Here is a 15,469-nt window from a genome sequence, read left to right as displayed (position 1 = left end):
GCCATCATGCGTATGTGGCTTTCAACCGACAAGAAGCGCTTGCCGATGCGGCCGCAAGGGTTGGCGCAGTCGAAGACCGGGTAGTGCTCGGTTTTGAGGAACGGTGCGCCTTCCAGCGTCATTGCTCCGCAGACATGGGTGTTGGCCGCTTCGATATCGGCCTTGGAGAAGCCAAGGAACGACAGCAGGTCGAATTCCGCATCTTCCAGCTGTTCTTCAGAAACACCCAGCGCTTTCATCTGGTCGTCGCCGAGGGTCCAGCGGTTGAAGACGAACTTGATGTCGAAGGCCGACTTCATGCCATCTTTCAGCTTGGTGAGACTGTCTTCGGTGAAGCCTTTGGTCTTCAGTGCCGACGGATTGATACCCGGTGCCTGGTCGATGGTGCCATGACCAACGGCATAGGCCTCGATCTCACCGATCTCGCTTTCCGAATAGCCAAGCACACGCAGGGCTTCCGGGACGGCGCGGTTGATGATCTTGAAATAACCGCCGCCAGCCAGCTTCTTGAATTTTACCAGTGCGAAGTCCGGCTCAATCCCGGTAGTGTCGCAATCCATCACCAGACCGATTGTGCCGGTTGGCGCGATCACGGTTGACTGCGCGTTGCGGTAACCGTTCTTTTCACCGAGCTCCAGTGCGCGGTCCCAGGCTTTCTTTGCCCGTTCCACGATGACCTGATCCGGGCAGCTGGCATGGTCGAGCGCGACCGGGTTGGTGTTCAGGCCTTCATAGCCGTCCGTCTCGCCATGGGCAGCGCGGCGGTGGTTGCGAACAACGCGCAGCATGTGCTTGGCGTTTTTCTTGTATCCAGGGAATGAGCCAAGTTCACCCGCCATCTCGGCCGAAGTGGCATAAGCAACACCGGTCATGACGGCTGTAAGGGCACCGCAGAGCGCGCGGCCTTCGGCAGAGTCATAAGAAATGCCGGAAGTCATCAGCAGGCCGCCGATGTTGGCGTAGCCAAGACCCAGCGTGCGGAACTTGTAGGACAGTTCCGCAATTTCTTTCGACGGGAACTGCGCCATCAAAACCGAGATTTCCAGAACAACGGTCCACAGACGGACCGCATGCTCATAGTTGTCGATGTCGAACGAGCGGTCTTCCCTGCGGAACTGCATCAGGTTCAAGGAGGCAAGGTTACAGGCCGTGTCATCCAGGAACATGTATTCCGAGCACGGGTTCGACGCACGGATTTCACCGTCGGCAAGGCAGGTATGCCAGTCGTTGATGGTGGAGTGGTACTGAAGGCCCGGATCGGCGGATGCCCAGGCGGCATAGCCGATCTGCTCCCAAAGTTCCTTCGCCTTGACGGTTTTCAGGGTGTCGTTGGACCGGCGGGCCGTCAGATCCCAGGTGCCGTCTTCTACAACCGCTTGCAGGAAACCGTCAGTGACGCGCACGGAGTTGTTGGAGTTCTGACCTGCGACTGTCAGATAAGCTTCGGAGTCCCAATCCGTATTGTAGGTCGGGAACTCGATCTTGGTGAAACCCTGCTTGGCGAACTGAATGACGCGCTGGATATAGTTTTCCGGCACCATCATTTTCTTGGCGGCACGGATCTCGCGCTTCAGGGCAGGGTTCTTTGCCGGGTCAAAACAGTCGCCGTTGTCCGCCTCGCAATTGACGCAGGCGCGCATGATGGCGCTCAGATGTTTCTGGCAGATCTTGGAGCCCGTCACCAGGGCGGCAACCTTCTGCTCTTCCTTGACCTTCCAGTTGATGTATTCCTCGATGTCCGGATGGTCGACATCGACGACGACCATCTTGGCCGCACGGCGGGTGGTTCCACCCGATTTGATCGCGCCTGCCGCCCTGTCGCCGATCTTCAGGAAGCTCATCAGGCCGGAGGACTTGCCGCCGCCAGAGAGCTTTTCACCTTCAGCGCGAACATGAGAGAAGTTTGAGCCTGTGCCGGAACCGTATTTGAACAGGCGTGCTTCGCGGACCCACAGATCCATGATGCCGCCTTCATTGACCAGATCGTCGCCGACGGACTGGATGAAGCATGCGTGCGGCTGCGGGTGTTCGTAGGCGGTTTTGGACTTCGTCAGTTTTCCGGTCTGGTAGTCGACATAGAAGTGTCCCTGACTTGGACCGTCGATGCCATAGGCCCAGTGCAGGCCGGTGTTGAACCACTGCGGGGAGTTCGGCGCCACTTTCTGCGTCGCCAGCATATAGCGCAGTTCGTCATAAAACGCGTGGGCATCCGCTTCCTTGTCGAAGTATCCGCCTTTCCAGCCCCAATAGGTCCAGGTACCGGCCAGACGATCAAAAACCTGGCGGCCGTCGATTTCAGACCCATAGCGATCATCTTCCGGAAGATCCTCGAGCGCTTTCTCGTCGGCTTCGTGGCGCCACAACCAGGAGGGAACAGTGTTTTCTTCAACCGGCTTCAGTTTGGCCGGAACACCCGCCTTGCGGAAATACTTCTGCGCCAGAATGTCAGAGGCAACCTGGGAGAACTGAGCCGGGACCTGGATATCCTCCAATCGGAACACAACAGACCCATCCGGATTCCGGATCTCGCTTGTTGCTGTCCGAAATTCAATGCCGGCGTAAGGCGATTGCCCTTCCTTGGTATAGCGCCGCTCGATCCGCATTCTCTAAGTCCCCTTGTATCCCCAGCAGGTTCGCATCGAACCTGGCCAAATTCGCATCACATCCGACATGACGTTGCCGCCTGCCTCTTTGTCGAATGCCACCCTGTTTCTTACAGGTGAGTTACCTGTATGTAGCGTATCTCGTGTGTTGTTACACTATATATAGTGCTTCTCAACAGGTTTGTCACGATATGCACCGATCAACTTGGCACACGAAAACCCGTCTCCCGGCTTGTTGAAAAGACCGGAAGCGGAACGCGTTTACTTGACTGGTTTTGGATGACCGGAGCGCCCGGAGAGGGCTTCCGACTACGCACATCGCAATGATTAGAAACTAATGTAAAGGAATTCTTAAGGTCAAGGTGCGGACGACAACAGGTAGTGCCTACATTGTGGGCAAACGCAAAATATTGTGTGCCAATGTGGATTATGGGGAGCGCAGTGGGGAGAGTGTAATGCTAGGGAAATTGGTGCTTGCTTTCCGGGCGAAGGAGTGCCCTGCGCCGTGCCGAAGGTTCCTGTGGAAGACAATAGCTCAAGTTTTATGAAAATTTGAAGAAAATGGGGCTGAGTGATTTCAACCGGGTTTAAGCCGGGTCTGGTTTAGTGCGGGTCTGACAGGGAAAAGGGTCCGCATTTCATGAAACATCATGCCGCCTTCGGGCTGTCGATGGAGGACATCGACGCTGTTGTCGTTGAAGACAGCAAGCCGATGCAAACGATTCTTCGATCGATTCTTCTCAGTTTCAAAGTTGCGCGCGTGCGGACATTTGATTCGGTGGATGATGCGCTTGAGTCGAGTCTTGCGGAACCGCCCAATGTGATTCTGACCGACTGGCGAATGGCCCCTACATCTGGCTATCAGTTTTTGCGGCTGGTGCGCCATCGGCATATGGAACCGCTTTGCTATGTGCCCATTCTGTTCATCACAGCCCATGGCACACGTCCCCTTGTCGACAAGGCCTTGAGGGCAGGGGCGCACCATGTGCTGGTCAAGCCGGTTTCACCGTCCACGCTCTACAAGCGACTCAGATGGCTTCTGACCGACGATCGTCCAATGACCCTTGAGCATTCCGGCTTCTACAACATCTATGGCATTCAAAATGCGATGGATGAGCAGGCCGAGAAAATGCAGACCCTGGCCGGAGCGCGGCTGCAACACCGAATCGCCGTTCAAAAGCGCGCAAAGGTGGAAAAGGTCGTGGAAGCCACTTTCGAAAAGCAGGATCCTCCCAAACCTATCTTTGCCGGTGTCAAAAAGGTGGCGCAAAGAAGCAGCAATCGTCGGCGGCAAAACACATCCGGGATGCAGGATATTCAACGATCAGGGGCGTCAAGCTCCACTGACGTTCGCTTTCGTGCTGTCTTTGGAGAATGTTGCGAGAGAAGCCCGACGATTTCTGTTGTCCTGCGGCAGCGCGGCACTGGACAGATGGGGCAGTTCCAGCCATATTCCGCCGAAATCCGTTGACATAACTGGTCCGGATATTGAGACGCGCAACCAAGGGACCTTTTGAGGGCCATGAAAACTCTGCTGCTTGAAATCTTTACATGGTGGAACAGCCAGACCATGGGAACCCGCTTCTTCACCTGGCGCAAGGGTGAGTTTGTCGGCGAAGACGAATTCGGCAACAAGTATTACAAGGAACGCGAGGGCAAGAAGCGTTGGGTCATCTATAACGGTCTTGCGGACGCATCCTCCATACCTCCGGGCTGGCATGGCTGGATGCATCACCGGGTCGATACGCCACCGACTGATGAAACCTATCATCCCAAGCACTGGCAGAAGCCGCATCAGGTCAATCACACGGGAACGCCCGAAGCTTACCGTCCACATGGTTCGATCCTGACGCCTGAGAAGCGGCCGGAAGTCACCGGAGACTACGAGGCCTGGACACCAGGTAGTTGATATGGTTCTTCGAACAAACAAAAAAGCCCCGCAAATGCGGGGCATTTTTTTGTTTCGGGAAACGCGGGAACAAGCTGCTTAAAAGGGACAAGGCGCAAATGCGGCGTATGACCCGCGCGTTGTCAGCTTGATTTCCAGTTGTCCAGAACGGTCAACACGTCCTGCCCGCTGGCCTGCGGCGACAAGGCGTAGAAGTCGGTCTCAAGCTTCAGTGCTTCCCCGAGCCTGTTATTGTAATCGGCTTGCGAAACTTCAAGCGTTCCGAATTTGCTGAGGTGATCCGTCACGAACTGCGTGTCGAGCAGGGAATAACCTCCGACGATCAATCGGGCGACCAGATGTGCAAGGCAGACTTTGGAGGCGTCGGTTTTGAACGTAAACATGCTTTCGCCAAAGAATGCGCCGTTCAGGCTGACGCCGTAGAGGCCGCCGACCAACTCGCCGTCAAGCCAGGCCTCTATCGTGTGACAATAGCCCATCTCGAAGAGCTCGCCGTAGAGGCGGCGAATTTCACGGTTGATCCAGGTTTTCTGCCTGCCGGGCATGGGTTCGGCGCAACCATCGATGATGCCTTGAAAATCGGTGCTGACGCGAATTTCGAAAACATCGTTGCGTATGGTTCGCCTGAGGCGTCTTGGAAGATGAAAGCTGTTGAACGGAAGAATCCCGCGTTGTTCGGGCTCCAGCCAGAACAAGCCGGGATCATCAGCGGATTCAGCCATGGGGAACAGGCCGCAGGCATAGGCTTTCAGCAGCACCTGCGGTGTAATTTCCATCACGATGTCGTCTTTGTACCCTGCCATAAGGTCTCACTGCCCAGCGGCCAGGGGCCGTGCCCCTATGCCAATTGAGGTCAGTTCGACTTTTCAGCCAGGTATTTCTCCAGCCAGTGAATGTCGTACTGACCGTTCGCTATATCCTGATTGTCCACCAAATCACGGAAAAGCGGAATAGTTGACTTGATTTCGTCAACGACAAATTCGTCCAGGCAACGGCGCAGGCGCATCATGCATTCCACGCGATTTCGACCATGAACGATCAGCTTGCCTATAAGACTGTCATAATAAGGCGGAATTTTATAGCCCTGATAGACGCCTGAGTCGACGCGAACGCCCAAGCCACCGGGTGGATGGTAGTAGGTGATGGTTCCGGGAGAAGGGGCAAAAGTGACCGGATCTTCCGCATTTATGCGACATTCAATTGCATGACCCTCGAACCTGATATCGTCCTGGGTCATGTCCAGCGATCCACCCGCGGCGATCCGGATTTGCTCATTGACCAGATCAATTCCGGTGATCATTTCCGTGACGGGATGTTCCACCTGAAGACGGGTGTTCATTTCGATGAAATAGAACTCGCCGTTTTCGTAGAGGAACTCGACCGTTCCGACACCGCGATATTTCAGCTTGCGCATGGCATTGGCGACGACTTCGCCAATTTGATCGCGTTGCTCTGCATTGAGACACGGGGAAGGGGCTTCCTCGAGAACTTTCTGGTGGCGGCGCTGAAGTGAGCAGTCACGCTCGCCCAGATGCACGGCATTGCCCTTGCCATCGCCGAGAACCTGAATTTCGATATGACGCGGTTTACCGAGATATTTCTCCATATATAGCGCGTCATCGCCAAAGGCTGCCTTCGCTTCCGAGCGTGCCGTTGACAGGGCGGTGTCCAGATCAGCTTCGGTTGCGGCAACCTTCATGCCGCGCCCGCCACCGCCGGATGCCGCCTTGACGAGTACCGGATAGCCGATGTCACGTGCGATCGCGTGCGCGTCGTCCTCAGGTGTGACGGCTCCGTCAGATCCCGGAACGACGGGGATGCCCAGGTCCCTGGCTGTTTGTTTCGCCTGGATCTTGTCGCCCATGATGCGGATGTGTTCCGCGGTCGGGCCGATGAACTCGATGTTGTGAGCTTCCAGAATTTCAGCAAAGCGAGCGTTTTCGGACAGGAAACCGTAACCTGGATGGACAGCATCGGCGCCTGTGATTTCACACGCAGCCAGCAGCTGTGGGATGTTCAGGTAACTGTCGCGCGCGGCCGGTGGGCCGATGCAGACGCTTTCATCAGCAAGACGCACATGCATTGCATCTGCGTCAGCGGTGGAGTGAACCGCAACCGTCGGGATTCCGAGCTCTTTACAGGCTCGCAGAATGCGCAGGGCAATCTCGCCGCGATTGGCAATGAGGATCTTGGAGAACATGGCCGCGACGGCTCCTTATTCGACGATAATGAGCGGTTCGCCGAATTCCACCGGCTGGGCGTCTTCCACGAGGATCTGCTTGACGGTTCCGGCTTTGGTGGAAGGAATATGGTTCATGGTTTTCATGGCTTCGACGATCAGGATCGTCTGGCCCTCGGCAACCTTGTCACCGACCTGAATAAAGGCAGCAGCACCCGGTTCCGGCGAAAGATAAGCTGTGCCGACCATCGGAGAGGACACGGTTGTGCCGGACTGAGCAGGAGCTGCTTCTGCGGCGGCAGGAGCTGCTTCAGCAGCTGCCGGTGCAGCTGCGGCAACCGGGGCAGCGGCAGGTGCCTGGGCAGCTACGCTGACCGGAGCATTGATCGAAATCTGACGGGCGACGCGGATGCGCGTATCACCTTGTTCCAGTTCGATTTCTGAGAGATTTGTCTCATCCAGCAGGACGGCGAGATCCCGGATCAGGGCCGTATCGAATTTCTTGTTATCATTACGCATCATGTTTGGCTCTCATACTCGGTCCGCAAACAGTGTCGTCAGTTTTTCAACCGGTCGACCGCTCCACGATAAAGTGGGGTCTGATAGGTTAAATCCGGCTAAAAATCAGGAACTTTGCCCGTCACCAGCCGGTTTACACGACACTCTTTGCACCGCCGAAAAATAAGCGGATACAGATCTGTGGCCCGCATCCGGTCTGGATGCAGGCCCCGCTTCTTATAGGGATTCAATTGTAGCAGGAAAACCCCCGATTTTTCATTGATATCGAGGAAGTGCTTTTTCCAACAGCCTTGTTTAGCAGGTTGTCTGACCGCAATTCTTCATTGCGTCGAGCTTTTCGCTCAGCTGCTCATATCCGACGGCCCCCATGACAACTTCATTTCCGACCACATAGGAAGGTGTTCCGGTCAAACCGAGGCGGTTTGCAATCGTGTAGACTTCTTCAATCGTTTGGCCGGCTTCGTCCGTTTCCATTGCCTTCAGAAGATCTGCTTCGGGGATGCCGGCACCGGTTGCTGCTTCAAGAGCGCTTGTACGATTTGCCTGACCGCGCCTCAAAAGAAGAGCTTCATGAAAATCGCCGTATTTGTCAGGCGCGACCGAATTGACTGCGACAGCCACCTGCGCGGCTTCAACCGATCCCTGACCAAGAACCGGAAACTCCTTGAGGACGACCTTGAGGTCTGGGTTTTCTTCAATCAGCCTGACCATGTCGCCGTAGGCGCGCTTGCAGTAACCACAGTTGTAGTCGAAAAATTCCACAAGAGTGACCGAACCCTCGGGATTGCCGAGAACAACCTGACGAGTGGAATTGAACAGGATATCGGCGCTGTCGGTCAGCGCTTGCAGGCGCGCCGCTTCAGCAGCAGCCTGCTCCCGTTTCTCCAGCTCGGTCAGTGCTTCGGCAATTACTTCGGGATTTTGCAGCAGATATTCCCGGACGATCTTTTCGATCTCGCTCCGATCGACATCCTGAGCTGCGGCGGACCCGGCAACGAGCGACATCGCGAGGGCGAATGCCGACAGAATGTGCAGCAGCGTTGGCGGGCACAGACGCCGGGTGAACATGAAAAACTGGGTCATTCAGGGCTCCTTGGGCCGCAGGTCTTTTCTGCCGATAACGCTCTTGTGGGCATAATTCCTGCTATGAGCGGTCTATCGGCGATTCGGCAGATTAGGTGGTTTGTACGCTACAATGTCGTCTGCTTGAAGCCATGCTGGCGTTCCACGCTTCAAACTTTTTTGAGCACGTGCCGCATATCGCTTCGCAGCCTGGAAATCACCCGTTACCATTAGGCCCTTTGCCGTTGCCAGATCGGCTTCAGCACGCTCTCCCTGACGTCCATGTGCAATTGCCAGCTGACTGTAGGCGACGCCTGAGTTCGGGTCTCTTTGGATGGCTCTTTTGAGAACCCGTTCCGCTTCCGGCAAATAAGCCGGATTGTTGGCGCCGACCAGTGCATAGCCGAGCCAGACCATAAATTGCGGTTCATTCGGTTTGAAGGACAGTGCCTTGCGGAAAGGCGCAATAGCAGCCTTCGGATCTCCACCCTCCAGAAGAGCCTGTCCCTTGAGTTCGTAGTAATAGGGATTGTTCGGCTGCGTACGGATCAGCGCATCAATTTCCTTTACAGCTCCCTTGCCGCGGCTCTTCATTGCGGCGATGGCCCTGGCATATTGTGCGGCCGGGCTTTTGTCACTGCGTGGATACGCCCGAAGCGTTGCTGAAGGGTGGCTGGTGAATGCAAAGAGTTTTGCACGAACAAGATCGTGCCGGTATTGAAGCACGTAGTCTTCCGACTGATTGAAATATTTGGACTTTTGGGCCTCGTTGAGAAGGCCTTTGTACCGCTCCTGTGCCATGGGGTGGCTTTGAGCGTAGGGATCCGCGTAAATCCGTTTGAACATCTGCTGATCGGACATGCGTTCAAAGGTTTTCAGCATTCCACGAGCACTTTGCCCGGTTGCATTGAGATACTTGAGGGCTGCCCGGTCGGCGGCAGCTTCCTCGCCCCGCTGATAGGACAGGAGCGACCTTTGCCCGATGGACGTCGCCCCAAGAGCTGCCGCAGCACCGCCTGAGGCAGCCTGACCCGAGCCGGAAGCAGCGCCGGCTGCTGCAGCCCCGGCACCGAGGATCATCCCGATAACCGAAACGATTTGCGCATTGGCTGCGGCGGCGCGAAGCCGCACAAGGTGCCTGCCGGCGATGTGACCGGTTTCGTGCGCAATCACACCAATGACTTCGCCTGGAGATTCAGCTTCCAGAAGCACTCCGACATTGATGAACATGCGGCGTGAATCAGGCACGAATGCATTGAAGCTCTTGTCGTTTACGAGAATGATCTGCGGTTCGGAATTGGCAATACCGGCAACCTTGAAAATCGGTTTGGCGTAGTCCCGCAAAAGTTCTTCCGTTTCGGCATCGCGAACCAGAGGCAATTTCCCTCGTTGCGCATTTGCAGGCGCCGCCGCAATAGGCAATGCGATCGTAACAGAGCAGATCAGGGCAACAGTCTTTCTTACCAATCGCCGACCTGAAATCGAGGCGGGCCGGGCGAAACCAAAACACGAGCGTGGCAAGTTGTTACTCCAATCCGGGACTTATGAACCCATATCCACGTGCACGACTTTTTGGCGAAGGTATGGAGACCGGCGGGTCTGGTCAAGAAAAGCCAAATGACAAATCGGAAAGCTTTCAGGTTGTCAGAGGAAAAACCTCAACATGACGCGGCGAGACTGCTGATTGCATCGGACGGCAAAATCCGCAATACGGGGTGAAGCTCATCTTCGAGGCAGAAAACAGGATCCCATGATCAAAGAAACTTTTTCGCCGTCAATTCGCAGTGATGTCGCTCCATTCATCGCGATGGATGTTCTGGCGGAAGCGGCGAAACTGGAGGCCAGTGGCAGAAAAATTGTTCATATGGAAGTCGGGCAACCTTCTGCGCCGGCTCCAAAATCAGCACGTGCCGCGGCACAAGAAGCTCTGATCCACGGTCGCCTGGGCTACACCGAGGCACTTGGTATCAAACCGCTCCGAGAGGCTCTTTCAGCTCACTATCTGAAAACTTATGGGGCGGAAGTTCCTGCAGAAAGGATCATGGTAACGACCGGGTCTTCTGCGGGTTTCAACCTTGCCTTTCTGGCAGCGTTCGACCCTGGCGACCGCGTTGTTCTGACGGCTCCGGGTTATCCTGCCTATCGCAACATCCTGAAGGCACTTGGCCTTGTTCCTGTTGAAGTTGAAGTCGGGGCGGATACCCGTTGGAGCCTGACGCCGGAACATCTGGTGCAGGTGCAAAAGGACGGACCGATCAAAGGTGTTCTGGTCGCAAGCCCGGCCAACCCGACCGGCACCATGATGACGGCAGAGGCGCTCGAGGAACTTATCCGCTATTGCGAAGACGAGAACATCTGGTTCATCTCTGACGAGATTTATCATGGTCTCGACTATGGCGGAGAGCAGATCACTGCGTTGAATACATCCCGCAATGCACTGATCATCAACAGCTTCTCAAAATATTATTGCATGACCGGCTGGCGAATCGGTTGGATGGTGTTGCCGGAGCAACTTGTCCGGCCAACGGAACGGATTGCTCAAAGTCTCTACATCTCACCCCCGGAATTGTCACAGATTGCGGCAATCGCTGCATTGAATTCCGTGCAGGAGCTGGAAGCTGTGAAGGCCGGATATGCAGCCAATCGTGAACTTCTTCTGGAAGGATTGCCGCGAATTGGGCTTGATCGACTTCTCCCGGTTGACGGTGCGTTCTACATCTATGCCGATATCAGTCGCTTCAGTGCCGACAGCCTCGATTTCGCAAAGAGAATGCTGCACGAAGCCGGCGTCGCGGCGACACCTGGGGTCGATTTTGATCCCGTTCACGGGCACGAGTTCTTGCGTTTTTCATTTGCCGGAGCTCATGACGACATGAAAGAAGCACTCGACAGGCTCTCGGATTTCCTTAGGTGATCCGTCAATAAAAATCTGAAATAGCAAGACTTGCGTTCAAAAAAAAGGCGGCCCGTGGCCGCCTTTTTCTGTTTGATCAATCTCTTCAGAAGAACGAACGTCCGCGCTGCCACCAGCCGACTCGCTTGGGTTTGTCTTCTTCTTCGTTGCCCGAAGTCTCGCTCGTCACAACCGGTTCCGCAGGCGCGGATGGTGTTTCTGCTACTTGCTCTTCTGCCGTCTCGCTGGCAACCGGCTGCTCTGACGTCGGTGTCTCAACCAGGATGGTTTCTTCAGCCGCAGGTTCATCCGAAGTTTCGTCGGATCCACCGTCGACGGAAGATGGCGCGCTGTCCTCCGCTACAACGGGTTCTTCAGGAGAGGCGGAAACTTCCTCAACAAAGTCGTCGGAGGTTTCGCCATTTACCGCCTGAGCATTGGATTCCGGCTGAATGTCAGTCCCTATTTCGCTGGTGGTCTCCGCGGACTGATCCGTGCTTTCGGTAACTTCAGCAGCGCCGTCTTCACTTGCAGCACCTTCAGCTGCGACAGGGACGCTGGTTTCAGCAGTGCTTTCGGACTGAGCTTCACCAACATCCAAGTCCGTATCATCTTCCGCCTGGATTTCTGTACCATCACCGTTGCGGCGGCCACGACGACCACCCCGGCGGCCACGGCGACGTTTCCGGCGTGGCTCATCTTCATTGCCGTCATCCTCGCCCGAACGGGCCTCCTGAGGCTGACCGTCATCGGAATCCGTCTCTTCTTCCTCGGAAGTAGCCTGACGGGTTTCGCTGGAATCCTGCTGACTGTCGGAGCCTCCACGCCGACGCTTGCGGCGGCGCTTGCGACGGCGATCGCCACCATCGTCTTCCTGGGCTTCCTGTTCTTCCAAATCAGGTTGTTCGGTGTTCTCGTCAATGATGTCGATTGTGTCCGGCTGAATAATCGGAGCCGGAGCGGGGATACGTTCACGATCAGCTGGTGCACCACGTTCCAGAACGTAGAGCTGGCCGTTCACCGTTTCATCGGCGTGAACCTCGATCTCAACGCCGAAACGGATTTCGAGATCGAACAGGTTCGAACGTTTCTGATTCAGGATATAGAGCGCAACCTGGGTCGTGGTCCGGATAATCAGGTTGTGAGAGGCCCCTTTCAGAAGGTTATCTTCAATCGACCGCAACACATGAAGTGCGACAGATTCAACCGACCGGATCATGCCGGTTCCCTGACAATGCGGGCAGGGGGTCGTTGAGCTTTCCAAGACGCCCGTGCGTATGCGCTGCCGAGACATTTCCAAGAGACCGAAATGGGATATCCGGCCGACCTGAATTCTTGCACGGTCGCTTTTCAGGCAATCCTTGAGTTTTCGCTCAACTGCGCGGTTGTTCTTCGACTCCTCCATATCGATGAAGTCGATCACCACGAGACCGGCAAGGTCACGCAGGCGCAGCTGCCGGGTCACTTCTTCCGCCGCTTCCAGGTTTGTCTGCAGTGCGGTGTCTTCAATGTTGTGTTCGCGGGTCGACTTGCCGGAGTTCACGTCTATCGAGACAAGTGCCTCGGTTTGGTTGATGACAATGTAACCGCCGGATTTCAGTGTCACCTGTGGTGAGAACATCGCATCGAGCTGAGGTTCGACACCGTAGCGAATGAACAGAGGTGAGGGATCGCGATAGGGTTGAACATTCTTGGCATGGCTCGGCATGAGCATGCGCATGAAGTCCTTGGCTTCACGATAGCCTTCGTCCCCGGAAACAAGGACTTCGTTGATATCCTTGTTGTAGAGGTCTCGAATTGATCGTTTGACCAGACTGCCTTCCTCGTAAACAAGGCTGGGTGCGCTGGATTTTAGCGTCAGCTCCCGGACATTCTCCCACAAACGCATCAAGTATTCGAAATCGCGCTTGATCTCGGCCTTGGTGCGGCTTGCTCCGGCGGTGCGCAGAATAACGCCCATGCCCTCCGGCACATCGAGCTCGGAGGCAATTTTCTTCAAGCGCTTGCGGTCAGTCGGCTGGGTGATCTTGCGGGAAATACCCCCACCGCGAGCGGTGTTCGGCATCAGAACCGAATAGCGACCGGCAAGAGAAAGGTAGGTTGTCAGCGCAGCACCCTTGTTGCCACGCTCTTCCTTGACGACCTGAACAAGAATGATCTGGCGACGCTTGATGACTTCCTGAATTTTGTATTGCTTGCGCAATGGAACGGTTCGTTCAGGGACCTCTTCCATCGCGTCTTCCGCACCGACCGATTCAACCGAATCCTCGTCGTTGTCGGTATCTTCGTCTTCATCACGGTTGCGACGCCGGCGACGGCCACGTGCCCTGACCGGGGCTTCGTCTTCGTCGTCAGCTGCTGCTTCGGTTGCTTCAACCTGATCTTTACCGTCCTGGTCGGCAGCGTCTGCTTCGGCCTCGTCATTGTCGTTTTCTTCCGACCCGGTGCCTTCAGAAGCTTCTTCTGCAACTTCGGACACAACGTCTTCAACAGCGTTGGCGGCGATTTCCGTCCCAGGCTGATCCACTTCATCTGGTCCGGCGTCAGCGGATTTGCCCAGGCTGTCTTCACCGGCAGCTTGATTCGCTGGCGCTGTTTCGTCATCAGCCGGGGCCGATACTGCGTTTTCGTCGGTATCGGCGGTGTCCACCGCTTCAACCTTTTCGCTGGCAACTGTCTCGGAAGATTCGTTTTTCGCCGCACGGGAACGGCGCCGCCGCTTCGGTTTTTCTTCCGCTTCAGCATCATCACCGTTGCGCTCGGCGGCTTCCGCTGCGAGCAGGGCTTCCCGGTCAGCGACTGGAATTTGATAATAGTCGGGATGGATTTCGCTGAATGCGAGGAAACCGTGACGATTTCCTCCATATTCTACGAATGCTGCCTGAAGCGAAGGCTCTACTCTCGTTACTTTCGCTAGATAGATATTCCCGCGCAGCTGTTTCCTGTTTGCTGCTTCAAAGTCGAATTCTTCAACCCGATTGCCACGCACGACGACGACCCGGGTCTCTTCCGGGTGGCCCGCGTCGATCAGCATTTTGTTTGCCATTAGTGAAGGTCTCCACGGCAGCGCTGCAGGGCGCGTATCCAAAACGCGCATCGCCCGAAAGGAGGATGGCTGCCGTATTTGTTTTGCTAAGATTGGGAAGGGCGTTTGCGCCCGGCGCGGTTGAATGAACAACACAAGCGGCCGCTGAAGCGGTGCCTTGCTTTATGTTGATCTCCATATGCATCGCGCGGGTCCTATCGGGGCAACGCAAGCCCTTGAGTTAAGTCGTTATACCTTGCGCCGGGATGCAGGCAGGCCTTGGCCGCTTCATCTGCACCCGGTACCGGAGTGGTTCGCTCATTGGTGCCGCTGATAACCTCGCGAAAAATCTGCCAGAAAAATCAAGGCGCGACCATGCGAGGCGGGCGGTTTCAAAGAGGTGCCGATACTTGCTTCCACTGCAATCCGGGCGCTTTTTCGATGCGACAGAAAGGCCTCTTTTCAGTCGATCGCGCGCCTTGGATTTTGATCACGTTGTGGATATTCACCCTTGAACGTCATCCGGGAAGGTATCGGTCTCGAACCGAAATCCGTAAGGTACTTTTACGATCCACCGATCAGCTTTGCAAGCAATGTGAATTGCATAAAGCATTTTCCTCATCGATGAGATCGCGTATGACAGGGGCGGTGGGGCTCATCGCAGTCAAGATGCGAGCAGGATAGCCGGTGTATTTGTGAACAAAAACTGGACAAAACCTCAGGTTGGCGGACTCCTCCAGGTCCGGTTTCTGATTGTGGCAATGCTCACGGCCTTGTTTGTCGTAATGACACCGGCGCTGACCGGTTCAATCCGGACTGCCGTGGCCGAAACCGTCAAGCCACTGGTTTCGGGTGCAAGAGTTGCCGGCGATGAGACGCGCACGCGATTCGTTCTGGATATGGATTCGCAAGTGGTGCCTGCCATCTCTGGATTGTCCAATCCCTATCGGTTGATAATGGACCTGCCGGAAGTGACCTTCGATCTGCCGGAAGACACCGGAAAATCGGGGCGGGGACTGATCGCGGACTGGCGATACGGGTTGTTCGCACTCGGCAAATCCCGGGTCGTCATGGATCTGACGGACCCGGTGAGTGTCGACAAGACTTTTTTTCTTCCGGCCGTTGATGACCAGCCGGCACGTCTGGTAGTCGATCTGGTGCGCTCTACGCCTGAAGAGTTCGAGGCATTTGTTGTGTCTTCAAGACCGGCCGTGGTTGGGAACACCCGGAAGAAAACAGCAAAGAGTGATCGCCTCACAGCGCCGAAAAACAACGCCAA

General features: G+C 55.7%; 11 protein-coding genes. 4 read left to right on the top strand and 7 right to left on the bottom strand.

Features of this window, described 5'->3' with window-relative positions; all coding sequences use genetic code 11:
• Positions 1-2,603: vitamin B12-dependent ribonucleotide reductase (locus K5905_RS10465; RefSeq protein ID WP_297583325.1), on the bottom strand; the 2,603-nt coding region annotated here is incomplete at its 3' end.
• A gap of 640 nt (positions 2,604-3,243) precedes the next feature.
• Between K5905_RS10465 and K5905_RS10460 the strand changes: the two genes are divergently transcribed.
• Positions 3,244-4,074: a response regulator gene (locus K5905_RS10460; RefSeq protein ID WP_297583323.1), complete on the top strand. Its 831-nt coding sequence runs from the start codon at positions 3,244-3,246 to the stop codon at positions 4,072-4,074.
• Between the two features lie 51 nt (positions 4,075-4,125).
• Positions 4,126-4,512, top strand: coding sequence for an NADH:ubiquinone oxidoreductase subunit NDUFA12 (locus K5905_RS10455; RefSeq protein WP_297583321.1), 387 nt, complete (start codon positions 4,126-4,128; stop codon positions 4,510-4,512).
• A gap of 122 nt (positions 4,513-4,634) precedes the next feature.
• Here K5905_RS10455 and aat read toward each other — a convergent pair whose 3' ends face one another.
• The 5 genes from aat to K5905_RS10430 form a co-directional block, all read right to left on the bottom strand.
• A complete protein-coding gene (gene aat / locus K5905_RS10450) occupies positions 4,635-5,315 on the bottom strand; it encodes a leucyl/phenylalanyl-tRNA--protein transferase (protein WP_297583319.1) in 681 nt (226 codons plus the stop codon).
• A gap of 50 nt (positions 5,316-5,365) precedes the next feature.
• A complete protein-coding gene (gene accC / locus K5905_RS10445; RefSeq protein WP_297583317.1) occupies positions 5,366-6,712 on the bottom strand; it encodes an acetyl-CoA carboxylase biotin carboxylase subunit in 1,347 nt (448 codons plus the stop codon).
• Between the two features lie 15 nt (positions 6,713-6,727).
• Positions 6,728-7,210, bottom strand: coding sequence for an acetyl-CoA carboxylase biotin carboxyl carrier protein (gene accB, locus K5905_RS10440; RefSeq protein ID WP_297583328.1), 483 nt, complete (start codon positions 7,208-7,210; stop codon positions 6,728-6,730).
• 294 nt (positions 7,211-7,504) lie between these two features.
• Positions 7,505-8,293 carry a DsbA family protein gene (locus K5905_RS10435; RefSeq protein ID WP_297583315.1) on the bottom strand — a complete coding sequence of 263 codons (789 nt, stop codon included), beginning with the start codon at positions 8,291-8,293 and terminating at the stop codon, positions 7,505-7,507.
• A 72-nt stretch (positions 8,294-8,365) separates the two neighbouring features.
• Positions 8,366-9,652: a M48 family metalloprotease gene (locus K5905_RS10430; RefSeq protein ID WP_297583312.1), complete on the bottom strand. Its 1,287-nt coding sequence runs from the start codon at positions 9,650-9,652 to the stop codon at positions 8,366-8,368.
• 370 nt (positions 9,653-10,022) lie between these two features.
• Between K5905_RS10430 and K5905_RS10425 the strand changes: the two genes are divergently transcribed.
• On the top strand, positions 10,023-11,186 hold the full coding sequence (locus K5905_RS10425) for a pyridoxal phosphate-dependent aminotransferase (RefSeq protein WP_297583310.1): 1,164 nt from the start codon (positions 10,023-10,025) through the stop codon (positions 11,184-11,186).
• An 85-nt stretch (positions 11,187-11,271) separates the two neighbouring features.
• On the opposite strand, the gene K5905_RS10420 is transcribed toward K5905_RS10425, so the two are convergent.
• Positions 11,272-14,211 carry an Rne/Rng family ribonuclease gene (locus tag K5905_RS10420; RefSeq protein WP_297583308.1) on the bottom strand — a complete coding sequence of 980 codons (2,940 nt, stop codon included), beginning with the start codon at positions 14,209-14,211 and terminating at the stop codon, positions 11,272-11,274.
• 740 nt (positions 14,212-14,951) lie between these two features.
• Between K5905_RS10420 and K5905_RS10415 the strand changes: the two genes are divergently transcribed.
• The coding region (locus tag K5905_RS10415; RefSeq protein ID WP_297583306.1) for an AMIN domain-containing protein at positions 14,952-15,469 on the top strand (518 nt) is incomplete at its 3' end.

The organism is Roseibium sp. (genome assembly GCF_025698965.1).
Lineage (GTDB): Bacteria > Pseudomonadota > Alphaproteobacteria > Rhizobiales > Stappiaceae > Roseibium.
This window is presented reverse-complemented; position numbering and strand designations above follow the sequence as displayed.